This is a genomic window from Dactylosporangium sp. NPDC049525 (assembly GCF_040676755.1).
Taxonomy (GTDB): domain Bacteria; phylum Actinomycetota; class Actinomycetes; order Mycobacteriales; family Micromonosporaceae; genus Dactylosporangium.
Genome location: NZ_JBFAPO010000003.1, coordinates 338,811 through 358,578, shown reverse-complemented (window position 1 = coordinate 358,578; position 19,768 = coordinate 338,811). Strand labels below are relative to the sequence as shown.

General features: G+C 71.3%; 17 protein-coding genes and 1 pseudogene. 9 read left to right on the top strand and 9 right to left on the bottom strand.

The window, feature by feature from the left end; translation table 11 throughout:
- Nucleotides 1–59: 59 nt before the first annotated feature.
- The 3 genes from AB0K00_RS08385 to AB0K00_RS08375 all read right to left on the bottom strand — a co-directional run bounded on the left by AB0K00_RS08385 (nt 60) and on the right by AB0K00_RS08375 (nt 3,135).
- Nucleotides 60–695, bottom strand: a complete 636-nt coding sequence (locus tag AB0K00_RS08385; protein WP_363517361.1) for a dTMP kinase — start codon at nt 693–695, stop codon at nt 60–62.
- 114 nt (nt 696–809) lie between these two features.
- A complete protein-coding gene (locus AB0K00_RS08380) occupies nt 810–1,670 on the bottom strand; it encodes a L,D-transpeptidase (RefSeq protein WP_363517358.1) in 861 nt (286 codons plus the stop codon).
- A 34-nt stretch (nt 1,671–1,704) separates the two neighbouring features.
- Nucleotides 1,705–3,135, bottom strand: coding sequence for a PLP-dependent aminotransferase family protein (locus tag AB0K00_RS08375; protein WP_363517355.1), 1,431 nt, complete (start codon nt 3,133–3,135; stop codon nt 1,705–1,707).
- On the opposite strand from AB0K00_RS08375, the pseudogene AB0K00_RS08370 reads away from it, so the two are divergent.
- Nucleotides 3,124–4,383 (top strand): annotated as a pseudogene (locus AB0K00_RS08370) (amino acid permease); the annotation flags it as partial. The gene AB0K00_RS08375 and the pseudogene AB0K00_RS08370 overlap by 12 nt on opposite strands.
- Before the next feature lie 77 nt (nt 4,384–4,460).
- Here the strand turns inward: AB0K00_RS08370 and AB0K00_RS08365 are convergent.
- The 5 genes from AB0K00_RS08365 to AB0K00_RS08345 form a co-directional block, all read right to left on the bottom strand.
- Nucleotides 4,461–4,904, bottom strand: a complete 444-nt coding sequence (locus AB0K00_RS08365) for a DUF5709 domain-containing protein (RefSeq protein ID WP_363517352.1) — start codon at nt 4,902–4,904, stop codon at nt 4,461–4,463.
- 71 nt (nt 4,905–4,975) lie between these two features.
- Nucleotides 4,976–6,346, bottom strand: a complete 1,371-nt coding sequence (locus AB0K00_RS08360; RefSeq protein ID WP_363517349.1) for a GH1 family beta-glucosidase — start codon at nt 6,344–6,346, stop codon at nt 4,976–4,978.
- A gap of 63 nt (nt 6,347–6,409) precedes the next feature.
- A complete protein-coding gene (locus tag AB0K00_RS08355; RefSeq protein ID WP_363517346.1) occupies nt 6,410–7,249 on the bottom strand; it encodes a carbohydrate ABC transporter permease in 840 nt (279 codons plus the stop codon).
- A complete protein-coding gene (locus AB0K00_RS08350) occupies nt 7,242–8,327 on the bottom strand; it encodes a sugar ABC transporter permease (RefSeq protein WP_363517343.1) in 1,086 nt (361 codons plus the stop codon). Before AB0K00_RS08350 ends, AB0K00_RS08355 begins: the two co-directional genes overlap by 8 nt.
- On the bottom strand, nt 8,324–9,586 hold the full coding sequence (locus AB0K00_RS08345) for a sugar ABC transporter substrate-binding protein (protein ID WP_363517340.1): 1,263 nt from the start codon (nt 9,584–9,586) through the stop codon (nt 8,324–8,326). The genes AB0K00_RS08350 and AB0K00_RS08345 overlap by 4 nt, the downstream gene beginning before the upstream one ends.
- 633 nt (nt 9,587–10,219) lie before the next feature.
- Between AB0K00_RS08345 and AB0K00_RS08340 the strand changes: the two genes are divergently transcribed.
- From AB0K00_RS08340 to AB0K00_RS08320, 5 genes are all read left to right on the top strand, one after another.
- The gene (locus AB0K00_RS08340) at nt 10,220–12,817 is read left to right on the top strand and encodes a discoidin domain-containing protein (protein ID WP_363517644.1); all 2,598 of its coding nucleotides are present in this window, start codon (nt 10,220–10,222) and stop codon (nt 12,815–12,817) included.
- A gap of 144 nt (nt 12,818–12,961) precedes the next feature.
- Entirely contained in the window at nt 12,962–13,789 is an 828-nt protein-coding gene (locus tag AB0K00_RS08335) for an ABC transporter ATP-binding protein (protein ID WP_363517337.1), read from the top strand.
- Complete coding sequence (locus AB0K00_RS08330) at nt 13,786–14,574, top strand: ABC transporter permease (RefSeq protein ID WP_363517334.1); 789 nt, start codon at nt 13,786–13,788, stop codon at nt 14,572–14,574. The genes AB0K00_RS08335 and AB0K00_RS08330 overlap by 4 nt, the downstream gene beginning before the upstream one ends.
- Nucleotides 14,571–15,719 carry a sensor histidine kinase gene (locus tag AB0K00_RS08325; RefSeq protein ID WP_363517331.1) on the top strand — a complete coding sequence of 383 codons (1,149 nt, stop codon included), beginning with the start codon at nt 14,571–14,573 and terminating at the stop codon, nt 15,717–15,719. The genes AB0K00_RS08330 and AB0K00_RS08325 overlap by 4 nt, the downstream gene beginning before the upstream one ends.
- A gap of 32 nt (nt 15,720–15,751) precedes the next feature.
- Nucleotides 15,752–16,399, top strand: a complete 648-nt coding sequence (locus AB0K00_RS08320; RefSeq protein ID WP_363517328.1) for a response regulator transcription factor — start codon at nt 15,752–15,754, stop codon at nt 16,397–16,399.
- Nucleotides 16,400–16,467: 68 nt separating this feature from the next.
- Here the strand turns inward: AB0K00_RS08320 and AB0K00_RS08315 are convergent, their stop codons facing one another.
- A complete protein-coding gene (locus AB0K00_RS08315) occupies nt 16,468–17,613 on the bottom strand; it encodes a low temperature requirement protein A (RefSeq protein ID WP_363517325.1) in 1,146 nt (381 codons plus the stop codon).
- A gap of 77 nt (nt 17,614–17,690) precedes the next feature.
- Between AB0K00_RS08315 and AB0K00_RS08310 the strand changes: the two genes are divergently transcribed.
- From AB0K00_RS08310 to AB0K00_RS08300, 3 genes are read left to right on the top strand one after another with little or no spacing between them, the layout of a single operon-like run.
- On the top strand, nt 17,691–18,362 hold the full coding sequence (locus AB0K00_RS08310; RefSeq protein ID WP_363517322.1) for a helix-turn-helix domain-containing protein: 672 nt from the start codon (nt 17,691–17,693) through the stop codon (nt 18,360–18,362).
- 1 nt (nt 18,363) lies between these two features.
- A complete protein-coding gene (locus tag AB0K00_RS08305; protein ID WP_363517319.1) occupies nt 18,364–19,098 on the top strand; it encodes an SRPBCC domain-containing protein in 735 nt (244 codons plus the stop codon).
- A gap of 57 nt (nt 19,099–19,155) precedes the next feature.
- Nucleotides 19,156–19,608 (top strand): SRPBCC domain-containing protein, encoded by a 453-nt coding sequence (locus tag AB0K00_RS08300; RefSeq protein ID WP_363517316.1) that lies wholly within the window; start codon nt 19,156–19,158, stop codon nt 19,606–19,608.
- The last annotated feature ends 160 nt before the right edge of the window (nt 19,609–19,768 follow it).

The following is a 19,768-nucleotide window of genomic DNA, read 5'->3' as shown; positions in this document are numbered from 1 at the left end:
GCCCGGGACATCGACGCTAACCGGCGTCCGAGCGGTCGGGTCCGCGACAGGGGATCAGGTCACCCGATCGGGAGCAGGTGCTGCGCGGCGCGCGACGGGTGGCGCGGCGCCGCGCCGGGCAGCGGGTCACGCCGCAACGCCTCGCGCAGCGACGCCTGCACCGCCGACGGGTCCGCGCCGGCATCGACGAGGGTGAACCGGGCCGCCTCGGGCAACCCCCGGTACGCCGCGTCCGACGCCGTCAGGTAGTCGAGGTCCTCGTGGTCCTTGCCCCGCGCCTCGACCCTGGCCTGCGCGACCAGCGGCGGCACCGCCAGGTAGAAGACCAGGTCGGGCTGCGGCAGCCAGCGGAACAGCAGCCGTGCGATCCCGGGCCGGCCGCCTCGGACGGTGATGCTGGTGTACTGGCAGTAGGTGTACCTGTCCATGACGGCCACCGTGCCGGTCAGCCGCGACAGCAGCAGCGCGCGGGTGATGACAAGGCCCCGCAGCAACGTCTCCACCAGCAGGAACAGCCGCACCCCGAGCAGGTGCTCGGCGTCGCGCCGGCCGAGCCGCTGGGCCACCCGGCCGAAGAAGACCCGTCCGGCGGCGTTGCGGTGGTAGCGGGCGGGCGTGCCGCTCGCGTCGAGCCAGTCGGCGAGCCACCGCGCCTGGGTGGACTTGCCGGCGCCGTCGATACCAATCAGTGCCACTGTACGGATCACCTCCCCAACGGTAAGCCGTCGGGCGTGAAATACCAGTGAAGATGATTGGATCTGACTGTGACCGTGGTCGGCGGTCGATGTTCGGCGGTCGATGTTCGGTGCTCAGGGCAGGACGACGACGCTGGTGCCGCTGGGGATCGCGTCGAGAAGGATCTTCTGGGCGGCCGGGGGCATCCGGACGCAGCCGTTGGACCTGCGGAAGCCGAACTCGTTGCGATACCAGGCGTGGATGCCGGTGTGGGCGTCCGCCAGACCCTCCGCGACGGCACTCTTGTCGTCGGGGACGGCGCCGAGGGCGAGGACGTCGAGACCGGCGTACACCTTGCTGGGCAGGCTCGAGCGGCCCAGGACGAACGTGCGGCCCAGCGGGGTCTGGGTCGCCGCCGCGCCGACGGTGACGGTCCAGGTCTGCTGGGTGACGCCGTCGCGGACCCAGGTGAGCGTGAACGCGCCGCGCCGCACGACCAGCTGGTCGCGCAGCGGCACGGTGGTCCAGGCGCCGGCGGGGAGCCAGCCGACGCTGCGGTTGACGGTCGGCAGCAGCACCGCGACCCAGCCCGCCCGCCGCGCCACGATCGGCATGACCAGCTGCACGCCGCTGATCTCGGGGGTCAGGTAGGCGCGGGCGGTGCCGCCGGGCGCGTCATACGCGGCGAGCTTCGCCGTCGGGTGCAGCGCCTCGGTCAGCGGCACCGTCGAGGACTGCTCCGGGTCGGCGGGGAAGCCGGACGCGGCCCGCGTGTAGGTGATCGTCGGGATGCCGGCCGGGGCGGCGGCGGCCGGTGCCGTGGTCTCGGGCGCGGCCGATGACGGCGCCTCGGCCGACGGCGACGGCGCCGCGGTCGTCGCGGCGGTCGTCGGCTGGGCCGTGGCCCGCGGTTTCGACGTCTTCCCGCAGGCGGTGGCCCCGCCGGTCAGGCAGACCGCGAGCGCGGTGAGGGCGGCGACGCGGCGCACGAGCATCCGTACACCGTAGCGGGCACCGCCGGGCGCGCTGTCACCCCAACGGGCGGGAGACGCGATCCAGCAGCTCCAGGGCGGCCGGCAGGTCGGCGGCGGTGACCGTGCCGTAGCCGACGACGAGCCCGTCCGGGGTCGCCGCCGACGCCGCGAACGGCCCGGCGTGGAAGTCGGCGAGCCCCTCGAGCGCGACCCCGGCCGCGCGCAGCCGCGCCACCACGCCCGGCACGTCGACGTGCGCGGCCGCCAGCAGCGTCACGTGCAGCCCCGCCGAGGACGGCACCAGCGTGAACCGGTCGGCGAGCACCCCCCGCGCGGCGGCGGTCACGAGGTCGTGGCGGGCGGCGTACACCCGCGTCACCGTCCGCACGTGCCGCCGCAGCAGACCCTCGTCGATGAAGTCCGCCAGGGCCGCCTGCGCGGCGGGCTCGACGTGCCAGTCCACCAATCGCTTCGCGGCGAGCAACGCCGGGCGCAGCGACGCCGGCGGCACCAGGAACCCCAGCCGCAGCGCGGGCAGCAGCGTCTTGGCGAACGAACCGACGTAGACGACCCGGCCCGCCCGGTCCAGGCTCTGCAGCGGCTCGAGGGGCCGGTCGGAGTAGCGGAACTCGCTGTCGTAGTCGTCCTCGGCGATCGCGGCGCCGTGCCGCTCGGCCCACGCCAGCAGCGCGGCGCGCCGGGCGAGCGACATGGGGACGCCCAGCGGGTACTGGTGCGACGGTGTCACGTAGACGAGCCGCGCCGAGCGTGGCAGCGCCTCGACGACCAGGCCGGACGCGTCGACCGGCACCGGGACGACCTTCGCGCCGAGCGCCTCGAACGCCAGCCGCGCCGGCCGGTATCCGGGCTCCTCGACGGCGACGACCGTGCCGGGCTCGATCAGGACCCGGCCGATAAGGTCCAGGCCCTGCTGCGCGCCGTGGGTGACGATCACGTCCGCCGGGGACGCCCGCACCGACCGGGACAGGCCGACGGACCGGGCGATCGCCGCCCGCAGCGGCTCCAGGCCGGCCGGGTCGCCGTAGTCGGGGGACCCCCGCAGCGACCGGGCAAGCAGCCGCCGCCACGTGGCCAGGGGGAACAGGGTCCCGTCCGGATGCCCCGGGCGCAGGTCGAACCTGGCCGGCGGGACCGGTGGCAGCCGGGCCAGCTCGGCCGCCGTCGCCGCCCAGCGGGCCGAGGGCAGCAGCGCACCCACCGGGGCCCGCCGCGACCCCGCCGCCGACGGTGGCATCGCCACGAACGTGCCCGCGCCGGCCCGGCCCCGCAGGAACCCGTCGCCGACCAGGCGGTCGTAGGCGGCGGCGACCGTGTTGCGCGACACTGCGAGGCTGCGGGCGAGGTCCCGGCTCGGCGGCACCCGCTCACCCGCCCGCAGCCGCCCGTCCAGGATCGCGTCGCGGACCTGCCGGTAGATGCGGTCCGTGCGGTCGCCGCGGCCCTCGAGGCTGATGTGCAGATCCAACTTGGCCCAACGCAATCGGAGATCAATTGGCACTTCAACCATGCCAAGACGGAGCCTAGCGTCATCTTCGTGCTCACCGTCAAGCAAGGCGCCGCCCTGTCCGTCGGCGCTGTCCTCGGCACCGGCGTCATCGCCCTGCCGGCCCTCGCGGCGCAGGCCGCCGGCCCCGCGTCGCTGGTCGCGTGGCTGGCCCTCATCGTGCTGTCCGCGCCGCTGGCCGCCACCTTCGCCGCCCTCGGCGCCCGGTACCCCGACGCCGGCGGCATCTCCACCTACGTCGCGAAGGCGTTCGGCCCGCGCGCCGCCGCAGTCGTCGGCTGGACCTTCTACCTCGCCGTTCCCGTCGGGGTGCTCCCCGCCGCCACGTTCGGCGGCGCCTACGTCACCGCGGCCGTCGGCGGCGGCTACCGCACCACCCTGCTGACCGCCGGCGCCCTCGTCGTCGCCGTCGCCGCGATGAACTTCGGCGGCGTCAGGCTCTCCGGGAAGGTCCAGCTCGGCTTCGCCGCCGTGCTCGTCGGGCTCCTGCTCGTCGCCACCCTCACCGCGCTGCCGCACGCGAGCCTGGCGAACCTGCGACCCTTCGCCCCGCACGGCTGGCTCGCCGTCGGCTCGGCGGTCACCGTCCTCGTGTGGGGGTTCGCCGGCTGGGAGGCGCTCACCTCACTGGCCGCCGACTACCGCAACCCCCGCCGCGACGTGCCCCGCGCCACCTGGATCGCCGTCGCCGTCGTCGGCGTGCTCTACCTGCTCGTCGCCACCACCAGCCAGCTCGTCCTCGGCCCCCGCGCCGGCACCGTCGAGGCGCCCCTCGCCGAGCTGCTCACCATCGGCCTCGGCCACGACGTCAAGATCCTCACCGCGGTCGTCGCGCTGCTGCTCACCGCCGGCGCCATGAACGCCTACTTCGCCGGCGCCGCCAAGCTCGGCGCGGCGCTGGGCCGCGACGGCGCCATGCCCGCCTGGCTCGCCAAGGGGGCCGGCGCCGGCCAGGTGCCCCGGCGGTCCCTGGCCGTGGTCGCCGGGCTCGCCGGCACCTGCCTCGCCGTCGCGGGACCCCTCGGCGTCGGCGCCAAGCCGCTGCTGCTGGCCACGACCGCGTCGTTCGTCGTCGTCTACGTGCTGGGCACCGCCGCCGCCGTCCGGCTCCTGCCGGCGGGCAGCTGGTCCCGGCGCACCGCGATGGTGGCGTTGCTGTGCGTAGTCGGGCTGCTCGCCCTCACCGGGTGGTATGTGGTGTGGACGGTGGGGGTGGCGGCGGTCGCCCTCGGTTATCAGGCGGCCACCACCCGCAGCCGTCGGCGGTCTCAGCCCCTGTCGGAGTCTCAGCCCCTGTCGGAGTCGATGATGTGCATTGCGGCCTCCTCCGCGGACGCGGCGCCGCCGTCGATGCCGACGTCGGAGCCGATCTCGTCCTTCTCCTCGTCCTCACCCCAGCCCTCGTCCGGGGCGACGAGGCGGCCGGCCCGCCGGTCACCGACCTCCCCGGCGTCGAAGAACTCGTCGGACTCGGTCGTGGTGCCATAGTCGTCCAGGTCGGGGCGGGTCGACGGGTCGGGCTCCTCCTGCGCGATGCGCTGGTCCCAGGACTCACCCCGCTGCGCCTCGGCCTGGGTGACGCCGAACGCGTTCAGGCCCAGCGGCTTCTCCGGCGGCGAGTATCCCTCGTCCAGGGCGTCGACGAGCCCGCGGTCCGACAGTGTGTCCTCTGCGGACAGCTGGCCCTCCTCGTCCGGCGCCGGGTCCCAGCTCGCGGTGTCAGAGCTCATGATCACGTCTCCTCGGTGGCAGATGCGGTGGCGCTGCCGTACTGCTTACCCCGGCAGCGCCACATTCGACCCTAGATCACCGATTCGGAAGAAACAGGATGTGCGGCGCGATGGGCCCGGATCAGCTCCGCGTACCGGTGGCCGCTCGCCTTGATCGTGCGCAACTGCGTGTCGTAGTCGACCCGGACCAGGCCGAACCGCTTGTCGTAGCCGTAGCCCCACTCGAAGTTGTCCAGCAGCGACCACGCGAAGTAGCCGTCGACCGGCGCGCCCCGCACGACGGCGTTGCGCACCGCGTCCAGGTGCTGCTCCAGGTAGTCGACCCGCTCCTTGTCCTGCACCTCACCGGTCGGCTCGACGGTGTCGGCCCAGGCCGAGCCGTTCTCCGTGATGAGGATGCTGCGCGGCTGGTATGTCTGCGCGACCCGGACGAGGATGTCCTCCAGGCCCTTGGCGTAGACCTCCCACGGCATCGCCGTCTCCACCGACCCCGGCACCGGGATCTGCCGCACGAACGGCGCGTGCCCGTCCGGGTCGTCCACGATGATCTGCCGGAAGTAGTAGTTGATGCCGAGGAACTCCGTCGGCGCCGCGATCAGGTCCAGGTCGCCGTCGCGGACCGGCAGGTCCACCTGGTACGTGTCCAGCATGTCCGCCGGGTAGCCGAGCCCGTGCAGCGGGTCCAGCCACCAGCGGTTGACGTGCCCGTCCGCGCGCCGTGCCGCGGCCACGTCCTCCGGCCGGTCGCTGCCCGGCTCGATCGGGCTCAGGTTCAGCACGATCCCGACCGCGGGCGGCAGCTGCGCCGACGCCCGGATCGCCTGGTTCACCAGGCCGTGGCCGAGCAGCACGTGATGGGACGCGTGCACGGCCCGGGTCAGGTTGCGCTCACCCGGCGCCATCCGCCCCTCGAGGTGACCGATCCAGCACACGCACAGCGGCTCGTTGACCGTGTTCCAGTCCGCGACCCGGTCGCCGAGCCGGCCCGCGACGACCGCCGCGTAGTCGGCGAACGCCTCCGCCGTCTCGCGCCGGGGCCAGCCGCCCGCGTCCTGCAACGCCTGCGGCAGGTCCCAGTGGTACAGCGTCGCGAACGGCCGGATGCCCGCCTCCATGAGGCCGTCGACGAGCCGGTCGTAGAAGTCCAGGCCGGCCTCGTTCACCGGGCCCGTCCCGGCCGGGACGACCCGCGGCCACGCCACCGAGAACCGGTACGCCTCCAGGCCCAGCCGGCGCATCAGCGTGATGTCCTCGGGCCAGCGGTGGTAGTGGTCGCAGGCCACGTCCCCGGTGTCGCCGTTGTCGACCGCGCCGGGCAGGTGGCTGAACGTGTCCCAGATGGACGGTCCGCGGCCGTCTTCCGTGACGGCGCCCTCGATCTGGTACGCCGCGGTGGCGGCGCCCCAGATGAAGTTCGATGGGAGGTTGGACAGATCCAGCACGGGTCGGTTCTCCTCTGGGTGCTTGCGTGAGGACGGTTTCCTTGACGGTGTTGCTCGGCCGCTCTACTTGACCGCGCCGGCGGTGAGGCCGGCGACGAAGTACCGTTGCAGCGCCAGGAACCCGGCCACGACCGGGATGCTGACCACCAGGGACGCGGCCATCACCTGGTTCCAGTACACCTGGAACTGCGTCGAGTACGCCTGCAGGCCGACCGCGAGGGTGCGGCTGTCCTGGTCCGTCATGATCGAGGCGAACAGCACCTCGCCCCACGCGGTCATGAACGCGTATACGGTGACCGCGACGATCCCGGGCACGGCCGTGGGCAGGATGACGGTGAACAGGGTGCGCATCGAACCGGCGCCGTCGACCTGCGCCGCCTCGTCGAGCCCCCGCGGGATCGAGTCGAAGTAGCCGACCAGCATCCAGATCGAGAACGGCAGCGAGAACGTCAGGTACGTGATGACCAGGCCGAGGCGGGTCTGGTACAGCTCGATGCCGGTCGCCGTGCCCAGGTTCACGTAGATCAGGAACAGCGGCAGCAGGAACAGGATGCCGGGGAACATCTGGGTCGACAGCACCGCGACGGAGAACACGCCGCGGCCGCGGAAGCGGTACCGGCTGATCGCGAACGCCGCGAACACCGCGATCGCCACCGAGAACACCGCCGCGACCGACGACACGATCACGCTGTTGATCAGGTAGTTGCCCAGCGGGACGGTGCTCCACATGTCGACGAACGCCTGGAACGTCAGCGTCGAGGGGAACCAGGTGAAGTCGTCCTGCACGTCCTGCAGCGGCTTCAGCGCCGAGCTCACCATCACGAACAGCGGCGTGAGCACGAACAGCGCCAGGAAGCTCAGCACGATCCAGCGGGCGATCCGCTCGCCCCTGCCCTCACGCATGGATCCTCCTGCGGTTCGTGATCATCAGGTACACGGCCGTCACCAGCAGCAGGAACAGCAGCAGCACCACGGACATCGCCGAGCCCATGCCGAAGTCCCACGTGCTGAACGAGCTGTTGTAGATGTGGATCGAGATCAGGTCCGCCTCCTGCGGCGCGGACCCGCCGAACAGCACATACGGGGTGTTGAAGTCGTTGAACGTCCACAGGAACAGCACCAGCAGCAGCACCTGGTTGATCGGGCGCAGCGACGGCAGCGTCACCGAACCGATGCGCCGCCAGAAGCCGGCACCGTCGATCGCGGCCGCCTCGTACATCTCCGTCGGCACGTTCTGCAGTCCCGCGGTGATGCACAGCAACGCGAACGGCCACGTCCGCCACACCGACACCACCAGCAACGCCCAGAAGCTGTTCTCCCCGATGAGCCAGAACGGCCGCTCACCGTCGACGAGCCCGAGCTGGTCGACGAGGACGTGGTTGACCAGGCCGGTGTCCCGCTGGAACAGGAAGCCCCAGGTGATGACGGCGGCGTAGACAGGCAGCGCGTACGGGGTCAAAAACAGGGTCCGCAGCAGCGCCCGGCCCCGGAACGGCCGTTGCAGGAACACCGCCGCGGACAGCCCGAACAGCCACGACAGGAACACCGACAGCGTCGTGTACAGCACGGTGATGCCGAACGACCGCAGCAGCGCCTTGCCGGTCTCGCTGTTGAAGTCGACCGTCGCGGCGTAGTTGTCGAGGCCGACGAACGGCGCCGTCGTCCAGTCCTGGATGTGGAACTGGGTCAGCTCCAGCATGCTCATCCACACGCCGGTCAGCATCGGCACCACGTGGATGCCGATCTCGAGGATCACGGCGGGCGCCACGAGCAGGTAGGGCAGGTATTTCGTGCGCAGCCGGTGCCGCCGGCGGCGCTGCCGCTCGTTGCCGCGGGGCCTGCTCGGCGGGGCGCCGATCGCGCGGGCGTGGTGCTGGCGCACGTCCGGCGCGGCGTGCATCGGGCGCCGGACCGGTACCGCCGCGGACCCCCGCGCGCTCATCGGGGTTGCTGGGCCGCGGTCCCAGCGGGGGCGGGTCATCCCTTCATCCGTTGCTCGACGGCCCGCAGCTTCGCGCGGATCGCGGCCTCGGTGATCGGCTTGTTGTTCGCCGCGTTCGCGAACTGTTCCTTCATCACCGCGCCGACGAGGGTCTCGAACTGGCTCTCCGTGGTGACCTGCGGCAACGGCGACGCCGTCTTGCCGAGCACCTCCGCGAGGACCTTCTGCTCGGGTGCGGCGAACGCGGGGTCCGCCAGGGCCGCCTTCACCGACGGCAGCGAGCCGTACACCTTGTTCAGGGCGACCTGCTCGGCGTCACTGGTCATGAACTTCACGAACTCCATCGCCCCCTCCAGGTTTCTGCTGTGCCGGAAGACCGCGATGTTGATGCCGGCGACCATGCTGTTGACCCGCTTGCCGCCCGCGGGCGGGTTCGCCGGGAACGGCACCTGGGCGATGCCGTACTCCTCGGGGCTCATGCCCTGCGCCTGGAACGCCGACCCGGCCGCCTGCCACAGCAGCATCGCCGCCTTGCGGTTGGCGAAGTCGGACAGCGACTCGTTCTTCGCGTACTCGGCGTTGCTCGGGTTGACGATCTTGTCGACGGCCATGAGGTCGATGTACCGCTTGATCGCCTTGACGTTCTGGTCCGTGTCGAACGTCGGCTTGCCGCTGGTGTCGAACCACTCGCCGCCGTACTGCTGGCTGAACGTGAACGCGTGGTGCGCGTTCTCCGACGGGTTGGCCCCCTCGATCGCGAGGCCCCACTGCTTGCCGTTCGTGAGGCGCTTGCCGACGTCGACGAGCTCCTCCCACGTCGCCGGGGGCTTGCTGATGCCGGCGTCGGCGAACATCTGCTTGTTGTAGTAGAGCGCGTAGGACAGCGAGTACAGCGGCACCGCCGCCGGCGCCTTGCCCGGGGCGCCCGCCGCGGCGAGGGCCGCCGGCACGAACCGGTCCCGGCCGCCGATGCGGTCGAACGCCTGCGGGTCGAACGCGATGAGCGCGTTCGTCGCCTGCAGCGACGCCGACCACGTGTTGCCGATGTTGACCACGTCGGGGCCGCGCCCGGAGGTGGCCGCGGCGAGGAGCCGGTTGAGCAGGTCCGACCACGGCACGACCTCGACCTTGACGTGGATGCCGGTCTTCTGCTCGAACCGTTCGAGGACCGGCGCGAGGGTCTGCTTGTCGAACTCGAGACTGCTGCCCTGGTTGCTCGCCCAGTACGTCAGGGTCTTGGCGTCCGCCACGGGTTCCCCGCACGCGGCCAGGGAACCGGTCAGCAGGGCGGCCGCCATCAGTAATGCGAGCCTGTGTCGTCTCGACACGGTGTCTGCCCTTTCGATGGGGTGCCGACCGGCGTGCCGAAGCGACCGCAGGGGTTGGGACTGCGGTGTGACGGTCGCGCGCTCGACAGGGGTGGGGTGGTGCTGGTCCCAGCCGAACGGGGGGTGTATTGCCGCGACCAGTTTCTATCGAGACTTAAATAATGTCGTCATTAAAGTGGGACGCTTTCACCACGTCAAGGTCGGTGCCGTCGCGCCGCCGCTTCGCAAATGCCGCATAACAGGATTGTTCACGTCGCGATAGAAGTTTGTCTTGACGGCGACGCAACCCCGGCGTAACACTCGTGGTTCTGAGAGAGCGCTCTCTCATCCGTGCCCTGGTCGGCATCATGATGTCGACGATCGTCGATGCACCGCCTTGCGTCGCCGCATCACCGCACCACTGTCCCGTTCCAGCCCAGATCACGACCGGGAACCGCCAACCCGCCCGGTCTGGATCCCAGCCACGTCCCCCGACTGACAGGCAGGATCATGAAATTTCCGCGTATATCGCGTTATGCCTCGGCGCATGCCGGGCCCGCACCCGAAGGGAGGCGCCGCTCCTCTGCCCTGCGGCGCTGGCTCCTCGGCGGGGCCGCGACGCTGATGCTGTCCACCGCCATCGCCGCGATCGCGCTGCCCAACGCGAGCGCCGCACCCACCCTGCTGTCGCAGGGCAAGCCCACCACCGCCTCGTCCAGTGAGAACGCCGGTACCCCCGCCACCGCCGCCACCGACGGCAACACCGGCACCCGCTGGGCCAGCGCGTTCAGCGACCCGCAGTGGATCCAGGTCGACCTCGGCGCACCCGCCACGCTGTCCCAGGTCGTGCTCAACTGGGAGGCCGCGTCCGGCAAGTCCTTCCAGATCCAGGTCTCCTCCGACGCGGCCACCTGGACGTCGGTCTACACCACCACGACCGGCGCCGGCGGCGTGCAGACGCTCAACGTGACCGGCACCGGCCGGTACGTGCGGATGTACGGCACCGTGCGCAACACCGCCTACGGCTACTCGCTGTGGGAGTTCCAGGTCTTCGGCGAGATCTCCCCGACCGGCCAGACCTGCGGCCCCGTCAACCGCGCGATCACCCGCCCGGTCACCGCCTCCTCGACCGAGAACGCCGGCACGCCCGCGAGTGCCGCGGTCGACGGCAACACCGGCACCCGCTGGGCCAGCGCCGCCTCCGTGCCGCAGTGGCTCACCGTCGACCTCGGTGCGACGTACCAGGTCTGCCGGGTGATCCTGCGCTGGGAGGCCGCCTACGCCAGCGCCTACCAGATCCAGGTCTCCAGTGACGGCAACGCCTGGACCTCGATCTACTCGACCACCAGCAGCACCGGCGGGGTCCAGACGGTCGACGTGACCGGCACCGGCCGCTACGTGCGGGTCAACGCCACCGCCAAGGCCACCCAATGGGGCGTCTCGCTGTGGGAGTTCGAGGTGTACGTCCTCGGCGGCGGCTCGACCTCGCCGTCCAGCAGCCCGTCCAGCAGCCCGTCGACCAGCACCGGGCCGATCGAGCCGACCGACCCGAAGAACCCGAACTTCGGCCCGAACGTCTCCGTCTTCGACCCGTCGCAGCAGGCGGCCGCGCAGGCCCGGCTGAACCAGATCTTCGCCGGCCAGGAGACCAACCAGTTCGGCACCGAGCGCTACGCGGTGCTGTTCAAGCCCGGCAACCACACGATCGACGCCAACATCGGCTTCTACACGCAGGTCGCCGGCCTCGGGTTCTCGCCCGACGACGTCAACATCAACGGCCACGTCCGGGCCGAGGCCACCTGGTTCGGCGGCAACGCCACCCAGAACTTCTGGCGCGGCGCGGAGAACCTGTCCGTGACGCTGCCCGGCACCGGCAACGGCGTGCAGGTCGAGCGGTGGGCGGTCTCGCAGGCCGTGCAGTACCGCCGCATGCACCTGCGCGGCGCCAACAACGAGATCCAGCTCTGGAACGGCGGCGACGGCTGGTCCTCCGGCGGCCTCATGGCCGACACGAAGATCGACGGCCGGGTCGTGTCCGGTTCGCAGCAGCAGTGGTACACCCGTAACAGCCAGCTCGGCAGCTGGGCCGGCTCGGTGTGGAACATGGTCTTCCAGGGTGTGCAGGGCGCCCCGGCGCCGAACTTCCCGAACCCGTCGCACACCGTCATCAACCAGACGCCGCTGGAGCGGGAGAAGCCGTTCCTGTACATCGACGGCACCGGCACCTACCGGGTGTTCGTCCCGGCGCTGCAGGCCAACACGACCGGCACCAGCTGGTTCGGCAAGACCCCGGCCGGCTCGTCGATCTCCCTCGACCAGTTCTTCGTGGTGCGCCCCGGGCACACCGCCGCGCAGATCAACGCCGCCCTCGCCGCCGGCCGGCACCTCCTGGTGACCCCCGGCGTCTACCACCTCAACCAGGCGCTGCAGGTCAACAACCCGAACACGGTCATCCTCGGGCTCGGCCTCGCCACGTTCGTCCCGGACAACGGCGTCACCGCGATCAAGGTCGCCGACGTCGACGGCGTGAAGCTCGCCGGCATCCTCATCGACGCCGGCACGGTCAACTCGCCCACCCTGGTCGAGCTCGGCCCGGCCGGCTCGTCGGCCTCGCACGCCGCGAACCCGACGTCACTGCACGACGTGTACTTCCGCGTTGGTGGCGCCCACGTCGGCAAGGCCACCGTCAGCCTGCAGGTCAACAGCAACAACGTGATCGGCGACCACATGTGGATCTGGCGCGCCGACCACGGCAACGCCGGCACCTTCGGCTGGACCGTCAACACGGGCCAGAACGGCATGGTCGTCAACGGCAACAACGTCACCATGTACGGGCTGTTCGTCGAGCACTACCAGCAGTACCAGGTCATCTGGAACGGCAACGGCGGCCGCACGTACTTCTTCCAGAACGAGATGCCCTACGACCCGCCGAACCAGGCCGCCTGGATGAACGGCTCCACCCGGGGCTGGGCCGCCTACAAGATCGCTGACGCCGTCAACACCCATGAGGCGTGGGGGCTCGGCAGCTACTGCTACTTCAACGTCAACCCCGCCGTCGTCGGCGAACGTTCCTTCGAGACGCCGGTCAAGTCCGGCATCGCCTTCCACAACATGGTCAGCGTCTCCCTCGGCGGCGTCGGCACGATCAACCACGTCATCAACAACACGGCAGGACCCGCGAACACGGCCAACCAGATCATCTATGTGACCAGCGGGCCGTAACACTTTTCCGGAAAAACAGTCGAGCCGGAAGACCTACCCGCCCAGGTCTTCCGGCTCGACGCTGTCTGTCCACCGGTCGGTTGACAGCCGGGTTCAGTCGTCCGGTCGTCCTTTTGCGGGGGCGGCAAGCAGTTCGATGGGTCCATGACACCGATCGAAGTGCACGGGCTGCGCAAGACGTACGGGGGTGCCACCGCCGTCGACGGGATCGACCTGTCCGTCGGCGACGGTGAGATCTTCGCGCTCCTCGGGCCCAACGGCGCCGGCAAGAGCACCACCATCGAGATCCTGGAGGGGCACCGGCGCCGGGACTCCGGCGACGTGCGGGTGCTGGGGGAGGACCCGCACGTCGCCGGGCCACGGTGGCGGTCCCGGATCGGGATCGTGCTGCAGACCGCCACCGACGCCGCCGACCTCACCGTCCGCGAGACCGTCCGGCACTTCGCCGGGTTCTACCCCTCGCCCCGTGACCCGTCCGAGGTGATCGACCTCGTCGGGCTGTCCTCGAAGGCCGGCGCCCGGATCCGGACCCTGTCCGGCGGGCAGCGGCGCCGCGTCGATGTCGCGCTGGGCATCATCGGCCGCCCGTCGCTGCTCTTCCTCGACGAGCCGACCACGGGGTTCGACCCGGAGGCGCGGCGGCAGTTCTGGGGGCTGATCCGCTCCCTCGCCGCCGACGGGACCACGATCCTGCTCACCACCCACTACCTCGACGAGGCCGCGGCCCTCGCCGGCCGGCTCGCGATCATCGCCGCCGGCCGGATCGTCGCCGCCGGTACACCATCCGATGTCGGTGGACTCGCCCAGGCGCAGGCGACGGTCACCTGGCGCGACGGCACCGGCCTGCACGAGGTCCGCACCGACACGCCCAACACCGTCGTCGCCGCCCTGCCGCCCGACGCGCTCGACCTGCAGGTGCGCCGCCCCAGCCTGGAAGACGTCTACCTCGACCTGATCGGAGCCCGGTCATGACCTCTGTGCTTGCCAACGGCCGCTCCCGCGGCTACGTCGAGATCCTGCAACTGGTGCGGCAGAAGGACGCGGTCATCTTCACGTTCGCGTTCCCGGCGCTGCTCACCGTGCTGCTCGGGCTCATCTTCGACACCCCGGTCATGCCCGGGTCGCCGACCACGCACAGCCAGGTGTTCGCCGCCGGCATGATCGCGTACGGGATCCTGTCGACCGCGTTCATCAGCATGGGCGTCGGCATCGCCGTCGACCGCGAGGACGGCACACTGAAACGCCTGCGCGGCACGCCCATCACCGCCGGCGCCTACTTCCTCGGCAAGGTCGTCCTGGTGTTCTTCGCCGCGCTCTTCGAAGTGCTGCTGTTGCTGCTGGTCGGGGTGCTCATGTTCGACCTGCCGCTGCCGTCCGGTTCCCGCTGGCTCACGTTCGCCTGGCTGCTCGTGTTGTCGGTGGTCGCCTGTACCCTGCTGGGCATCGCCGCGTCGTCCCTGGCCCGCTCGGCCCGCAGCGCCCCGGCGGTGCTCAACCTGCCCGTCCTCGTCCTGCAGTTCACGTCCGGCATCTTCGTCCACATCGCCACGCTCCCGCCGGCGATGGTCAACGTCTCGGCGCTGTTCCCCGTCAAATGGATGGGCCAGGGATTCCGCTCGGTGTTCCTGCCCGACGCCCTCGCCGCGCAGGAGGTGGCAGGCTCATGGGAGCCCGGCAGGACGGCCCTGGTGCTGGGGGCGTGGTGCGTGATCGGCCTGGTCCTGAGCCTGCTGACGTTCCGGTGGTCGCGTTCGTGAAACGCTGGCAGTGGGACCTGGGGTTCACCGTCGTGGCCGGCGCGGTCATCGCGTTCATGGCCTTCGACGACGGCCCGGGTCCCCGCGCCGCGTTCGTCTCCTCGCTCCTCGTCGCCGCCGCCCTTGCCTGGTACTTCCTCTACGGCCGCCGCCACATCTTCCGCACCGTCACCCCGCGCGGCGCCTGGATCTTCGTGTCCGTCCTCGCGGTGCTGCACCTCGCCGCCGTCTGGATCGACCACACCGCTTCATTCGCCCTCTTCGCCTGGGGCACCATGATCTTCGCCTCGGTGCCCCGCCGCCCCTCCGTCGCGATCGTCGCCGCCCTCACCCTGCTGCCCGTCCCCATGACCTACCTGCGCGACGGCACCCTGTCCCTCGTGCACGGCCTGCTCCCGCTCACCGCGCTCGGCCTGGCGTTCGCGCTCCTCCTCGGCACCTTCGTCTCCCACCTCGTCGAGCAGAACGAGGAACGCGCCGCGATGATCGCCGAGCTGTCCGCCAGCCGCGCCGAGGTCGCCCGCCTCTCCCACGAGGCCGGCGTCGCCACCGAACGCGCCCGCCTCGCCGCCGAGATCCACGACACCCTCGCGCAGGGCTTCACCAGCATCATCACGCTCGCCCAGGCGGCCGAGTCGGCCACCGACCCCGACACCGTGCGCCGCCGCCTCACCCAGGTCGCCGGCACCGCCCGCGAGAACCTCGCCGAGGCCCGCGCCCTCGTCGCCGCGCTCAGCCCCGCCGACCTGCACACCTCCGGCCTCGGCGACGCCGTGCGCCGGCAGCTGTCCCGGCTCGCCTCGCAGACCGGCATCCGCACCGCCTGCCACCTCGACCGGCACTTCGACCCCGGCCCGGCCGACCTGCCGACCGCGCTGCAGGTGGTGCTGCTGCGCTCGCTGCAGGAGGCCCTCACCAACGTCCGCCGGCACGCCCGCGCCACATCCGTCGAGGTCCGGCTCGCCCTGACCGGCACCACCGTCGTCCTGACGGTCACCGACGACGGCGTCGGCTTCACCACCACCGCCCCCGGCTCCGGTTTCGGCCTCGCCGGCATGCGCTCCCGCGTCGAACAGGCCGGCGGCGTCTGCACCGTCGACAGCCACCCCGGCACCGGCACCACCGTCAAGGTCGAACTGTCATGACCCGCGCCGGCCTGCCGCCCCACGGAGCTGCCATGATCCGCATCCTGCTGGTCGACGACCACCCCGTCGTCCGCGACGGCCTGCGCGGCATGCTCGAGTCCGAACCCGACCTGACCGTCGTCGGCGAGGCCGGCTCCGGCGACGAGGCCGTCACCGCCGCGCACACCCACCGCCCCGACGTCATCCTCATGGATCTGCGGATGCCCGGCCTCGACGGTGCCGGCGCCACCGACCGCATCCTTGCCGCGCTCCCGCAGACCCGCGTCGTCGTCCTCACCACCTACGACACCGACGCCGACATCCTGCGCGCCGTCGAAGCGGGCGCCAGCGGCTACCTGCTCAAGGACGCCACCCGAACCGACCTCACCGCCGCCGTCCGCGCCGCCGCCCGCGGCGAGACCGTCCTCGCCCCGTCCGTCGCCGGCCGCCTCGTGCAACAGGTCCGCAACCCGCCCCGCCCGGCCACCACCCCGATCCTCTCGGCCCGCGAGCTGCAGGTCCTGTCCCTCGTCGCCACCGGCCACACCAACGCCGACATCGGCCGCACCCTGCACATCACCGAGGCCACGGTGAAGACCCACCTGCTGCGCGCCTTCAACAAGCTCGACGTCAGCGACCGCACCGCCGCCGTGACCACCGCGATGGCCCTGGGTCTCCTACCGTCGACTCGGACCACGTAGCGGCCGCAGGTTCCCGGCTACCCCAGCGCCCCCTTGTTTCTGACCGCCGGAGGTCGGACGACGCGATGTCAGCGGCCGAAGTCGTGGATGGCGGTGGTGTGCTCGGCCCGGACGATCCTCAGATCCCTGGCGATGACGGCGGCCGCCATCACGACCAGGACCGCGGCGAGCTGGGCGACGGCCCGCCAATGACCTAGCGGGATCGCTGCCAGGACACCGGCCGCCGCCACGACGCGATACCAGGCGCCGGGCAGCTTCAGGACCGACAGGAACAGGGCGTGGCCGAGCAGGAACGTGGCGGCGCCGGCGCTCAGGACGATGGCGCTCGGCCAGTGCAGCGGCTCGAGGGCGTGCCCGACCGACAGCTTCACCCCGACAGCGGTGAACACGATGCCGGCGATCAGGAAGTAGTGCGCGTAACCCCAGGCCTGGACCGCGACGCGGGCCTTGCGGGCCGGGTCGGTGATGGCGTGCAGCGCGTGCTCGGCGCGGGTCTCGTCACCGGAGAAATAGTTCCAGTACAGGTAATACGCGATGCACAGGCCGAGCATCGCCACGATGAGCGTGGACGGGCTGAGGCGCAGGCCGGCGAAGGCGAGGCCGATCGCGACGACCGACTCGCCGATCGCGACGATGACGACCAGGCCGTGCCGTTCCGCGAAGTGGCCCGCCTCGATCGTCCAGGTGCCCATGCTGCGTTGCAGGTATGGCGCTGCGATGACCAGCACGAGTGCCGCGGTCCACAGGCCGTAGCGCCACGGGCCGTCGAGGAATCCGCCGACCAGCACCAGGAGCGCGGCGGTGCCGTTGATCGGGGCCAGCCCGGCGATCGCGGCGCCGATCGAGGCGTTGTCGTCGGCCTGCAGGAACAGGGCGGAGTGGACGACGGTGACGATGACATAGCCCACGCCGAACGCCCAGCCGTCGCCGTCGAACGCGAACGGGATCGACAGGGCGATGACCATGAAGCCGGCCATGCCGGTGAGCAGCAGCGTGCGGCGCAGGGTGCTGCTCGGGGCCACCGCGTTGGTGAGCCAGGCATAGCCCGCATACATCCACCAGATGATGCCCAGCATCAGCAGCACCCGGAGGACGTGGACCACGTCGACGTGCTTGACCAGCACAGTGGCGAGCTGGGTCACGGTGAAGACGAACACGAGGTCGAAGAACAACTCGATGGTGGAGACCCGTGGTCCCCGCACCTGGGATGTCACAGCGGTCACTGTAGCGATGGGCACCGACAATTTTTCTTGTCTTGACAGAAGAAGTTGTCGGCGGTTACGGTTCTCGCATGTTCGAAGTGGGAGTCATCGAGGAGCCGGGCGCCGCGGAGGTGGCGCTGGACCCGATCCGGGCGCGGCTGCTGGCGCTGCTGGTGGAGCCGCACTCGGCGACCAGCCTCGCAGCGATCGTCGGCCTGCCCCGGCAGAAGGTGAATTACCACCTCAAGACGCTTGAAGCGCACGGCCTCGTCGAGCTGGTCGAGGAGCGGCGCAAGGGCAACGTCACGGAGCGGTTGCTGCGAGCCGCCGCCGCGTCGTTCGTGATCTCGCCGACCGCGCTCGCCGCCGTGGCACCTGACCCGGAGAGATCGCCCGACAAGCTGTCGGCGCGATGGCTGCTCGCGGTCGCGGCCCGTCTCGTCAAAGAGGTCGGCACGCTCATCACCGGGGCCGCCCGGGCGGGCAAGCCCGTCGCCACGTTCGCGCTCGACGGCACCGTGCGGTTCGCCTCGGCGGCCGACCGGGCCGCGTTCGCCCAGGAGCTGACCGCGGCGATCGCCGGACTGGTCAGCCGCTACCACGACGAGCGCGCCGAGGGCGGCCGGGACCACCGCGTCATCGTCGCGATCCATCCCAGCCTGCGCCCGGAGGCCACGCGTCCGATGGACGCCGCGGCCGTCGACGCCGACATCGACGTTCAGATCGAAAGCCAGCATCGTCCCGAGACCAAGGAGTCCTGACATGTCGCACGAATTCGAGCTCACCCACGACATCGACATCGCGGCCACGCCCGAGCAGGTCTGGGACGCGATCGCCACCGGACCCGGCATCGACTCGTGGTTCATGGGCAGGAACGAGGTCGAGCCCCGGGTCGGCGGGCGCGGGTCACTCACGATGCCCGGTTTCACCGCCGAGTCGACGGTCACCGCGTGGGAGCCGCCGCACCGCTTCGCCTACCGGGGCACGCCTGACGAGAGCGGCGCGTTCATGGCGTTCGAGTATCTCGTCGAAGGCCGCGACGGCGGGAGCACCGCGCTGCGGCTGGTGCACAGCGGCATCATGACGGGCGACTGGGAGGAGCAGTATGACGCGCTGCGCCAGGGCAACCCGCTCTACCTGCGCACCCTCGAGCAGTATCTGCTGCACTTCCCGGGCCGCACCGCGGTGCCGGTCACCGCGTTCGGCCCGCAGCAGTCCGACCAGGAGCAGACGTGGGCCGGGCTCGTCGCCGCCGTCGGTCTGACCGGTCCCGTCAGCGAGGGCGACAAGGTGCAGTTCACCATCGACGGGCAGGACGTGTCCGGCGTGGTCGACGTGGTCCTGGAGCCCGGCTTCCTGGGGGTGCGCACCGACGACGCGCTGCTGCGGTTCGTGGGCGCCGGCATGATCTTCACCGGTCACCACGTGTTCGCCGACATCGACCAGGAGGCCGCCCAGCGGACCTGGTCCGAGTGGCTCGCCGCCGTTTACGCCTGACCGCGCCGCGGGAGCCGGCGACCCCGCCGGCTCCCGCGTTCTGGCAAGGAGCGCCCCGTGCAGACCGCCGCCGAGTATTCGATCACCCGTAAGCTCGCCGCGGACCCGAAGCGGGTCTACCGGGCGTGGACGACGCCCGCCGGCTTCAGCCGGTGGTTCGGCCCCCGCGAGTTCACCACGCCGGAGGACCGCATCGTCATGCAGACCCGGCCGGGCGGCGCCTGGCGGGTCGTCATGCTCGACGACGCCGGCAATGAGCACCCACTCGGTGGTTTCTACCGCGAGCTCGACGCCCCGGCCCGGCTCGTCATGACGACCGGCGACGCCGACGACATGACCGGCGGCGCCGCCTCGACGGTCAGCGTGATGTTGAGGCCGACCGGTGACGGCGGCACCGAGATGACTGTGCGGCAGCAGGGCGTCCCCACCGACGCCGCCCATGCCGAGGGCGCCGTCGCCGGCTGGCGCCAGTGCTTCGACCGGCTCGCGGAGCACCTGGAGCACCGATGAACCGCGCCCGTGCCGCTACCGCCACCGCCACCGTCAGTGCTGCCACCGCCACCGCCGCTGTTGCGGCCACCGCCGCTGTTGCGGCCACCGCCGCTGTTGCGGCCACCGCCGCTGTTGCGGCCACCGCCGCTGTTGCGGCCACCGCCGCTGTTGCGGCCAC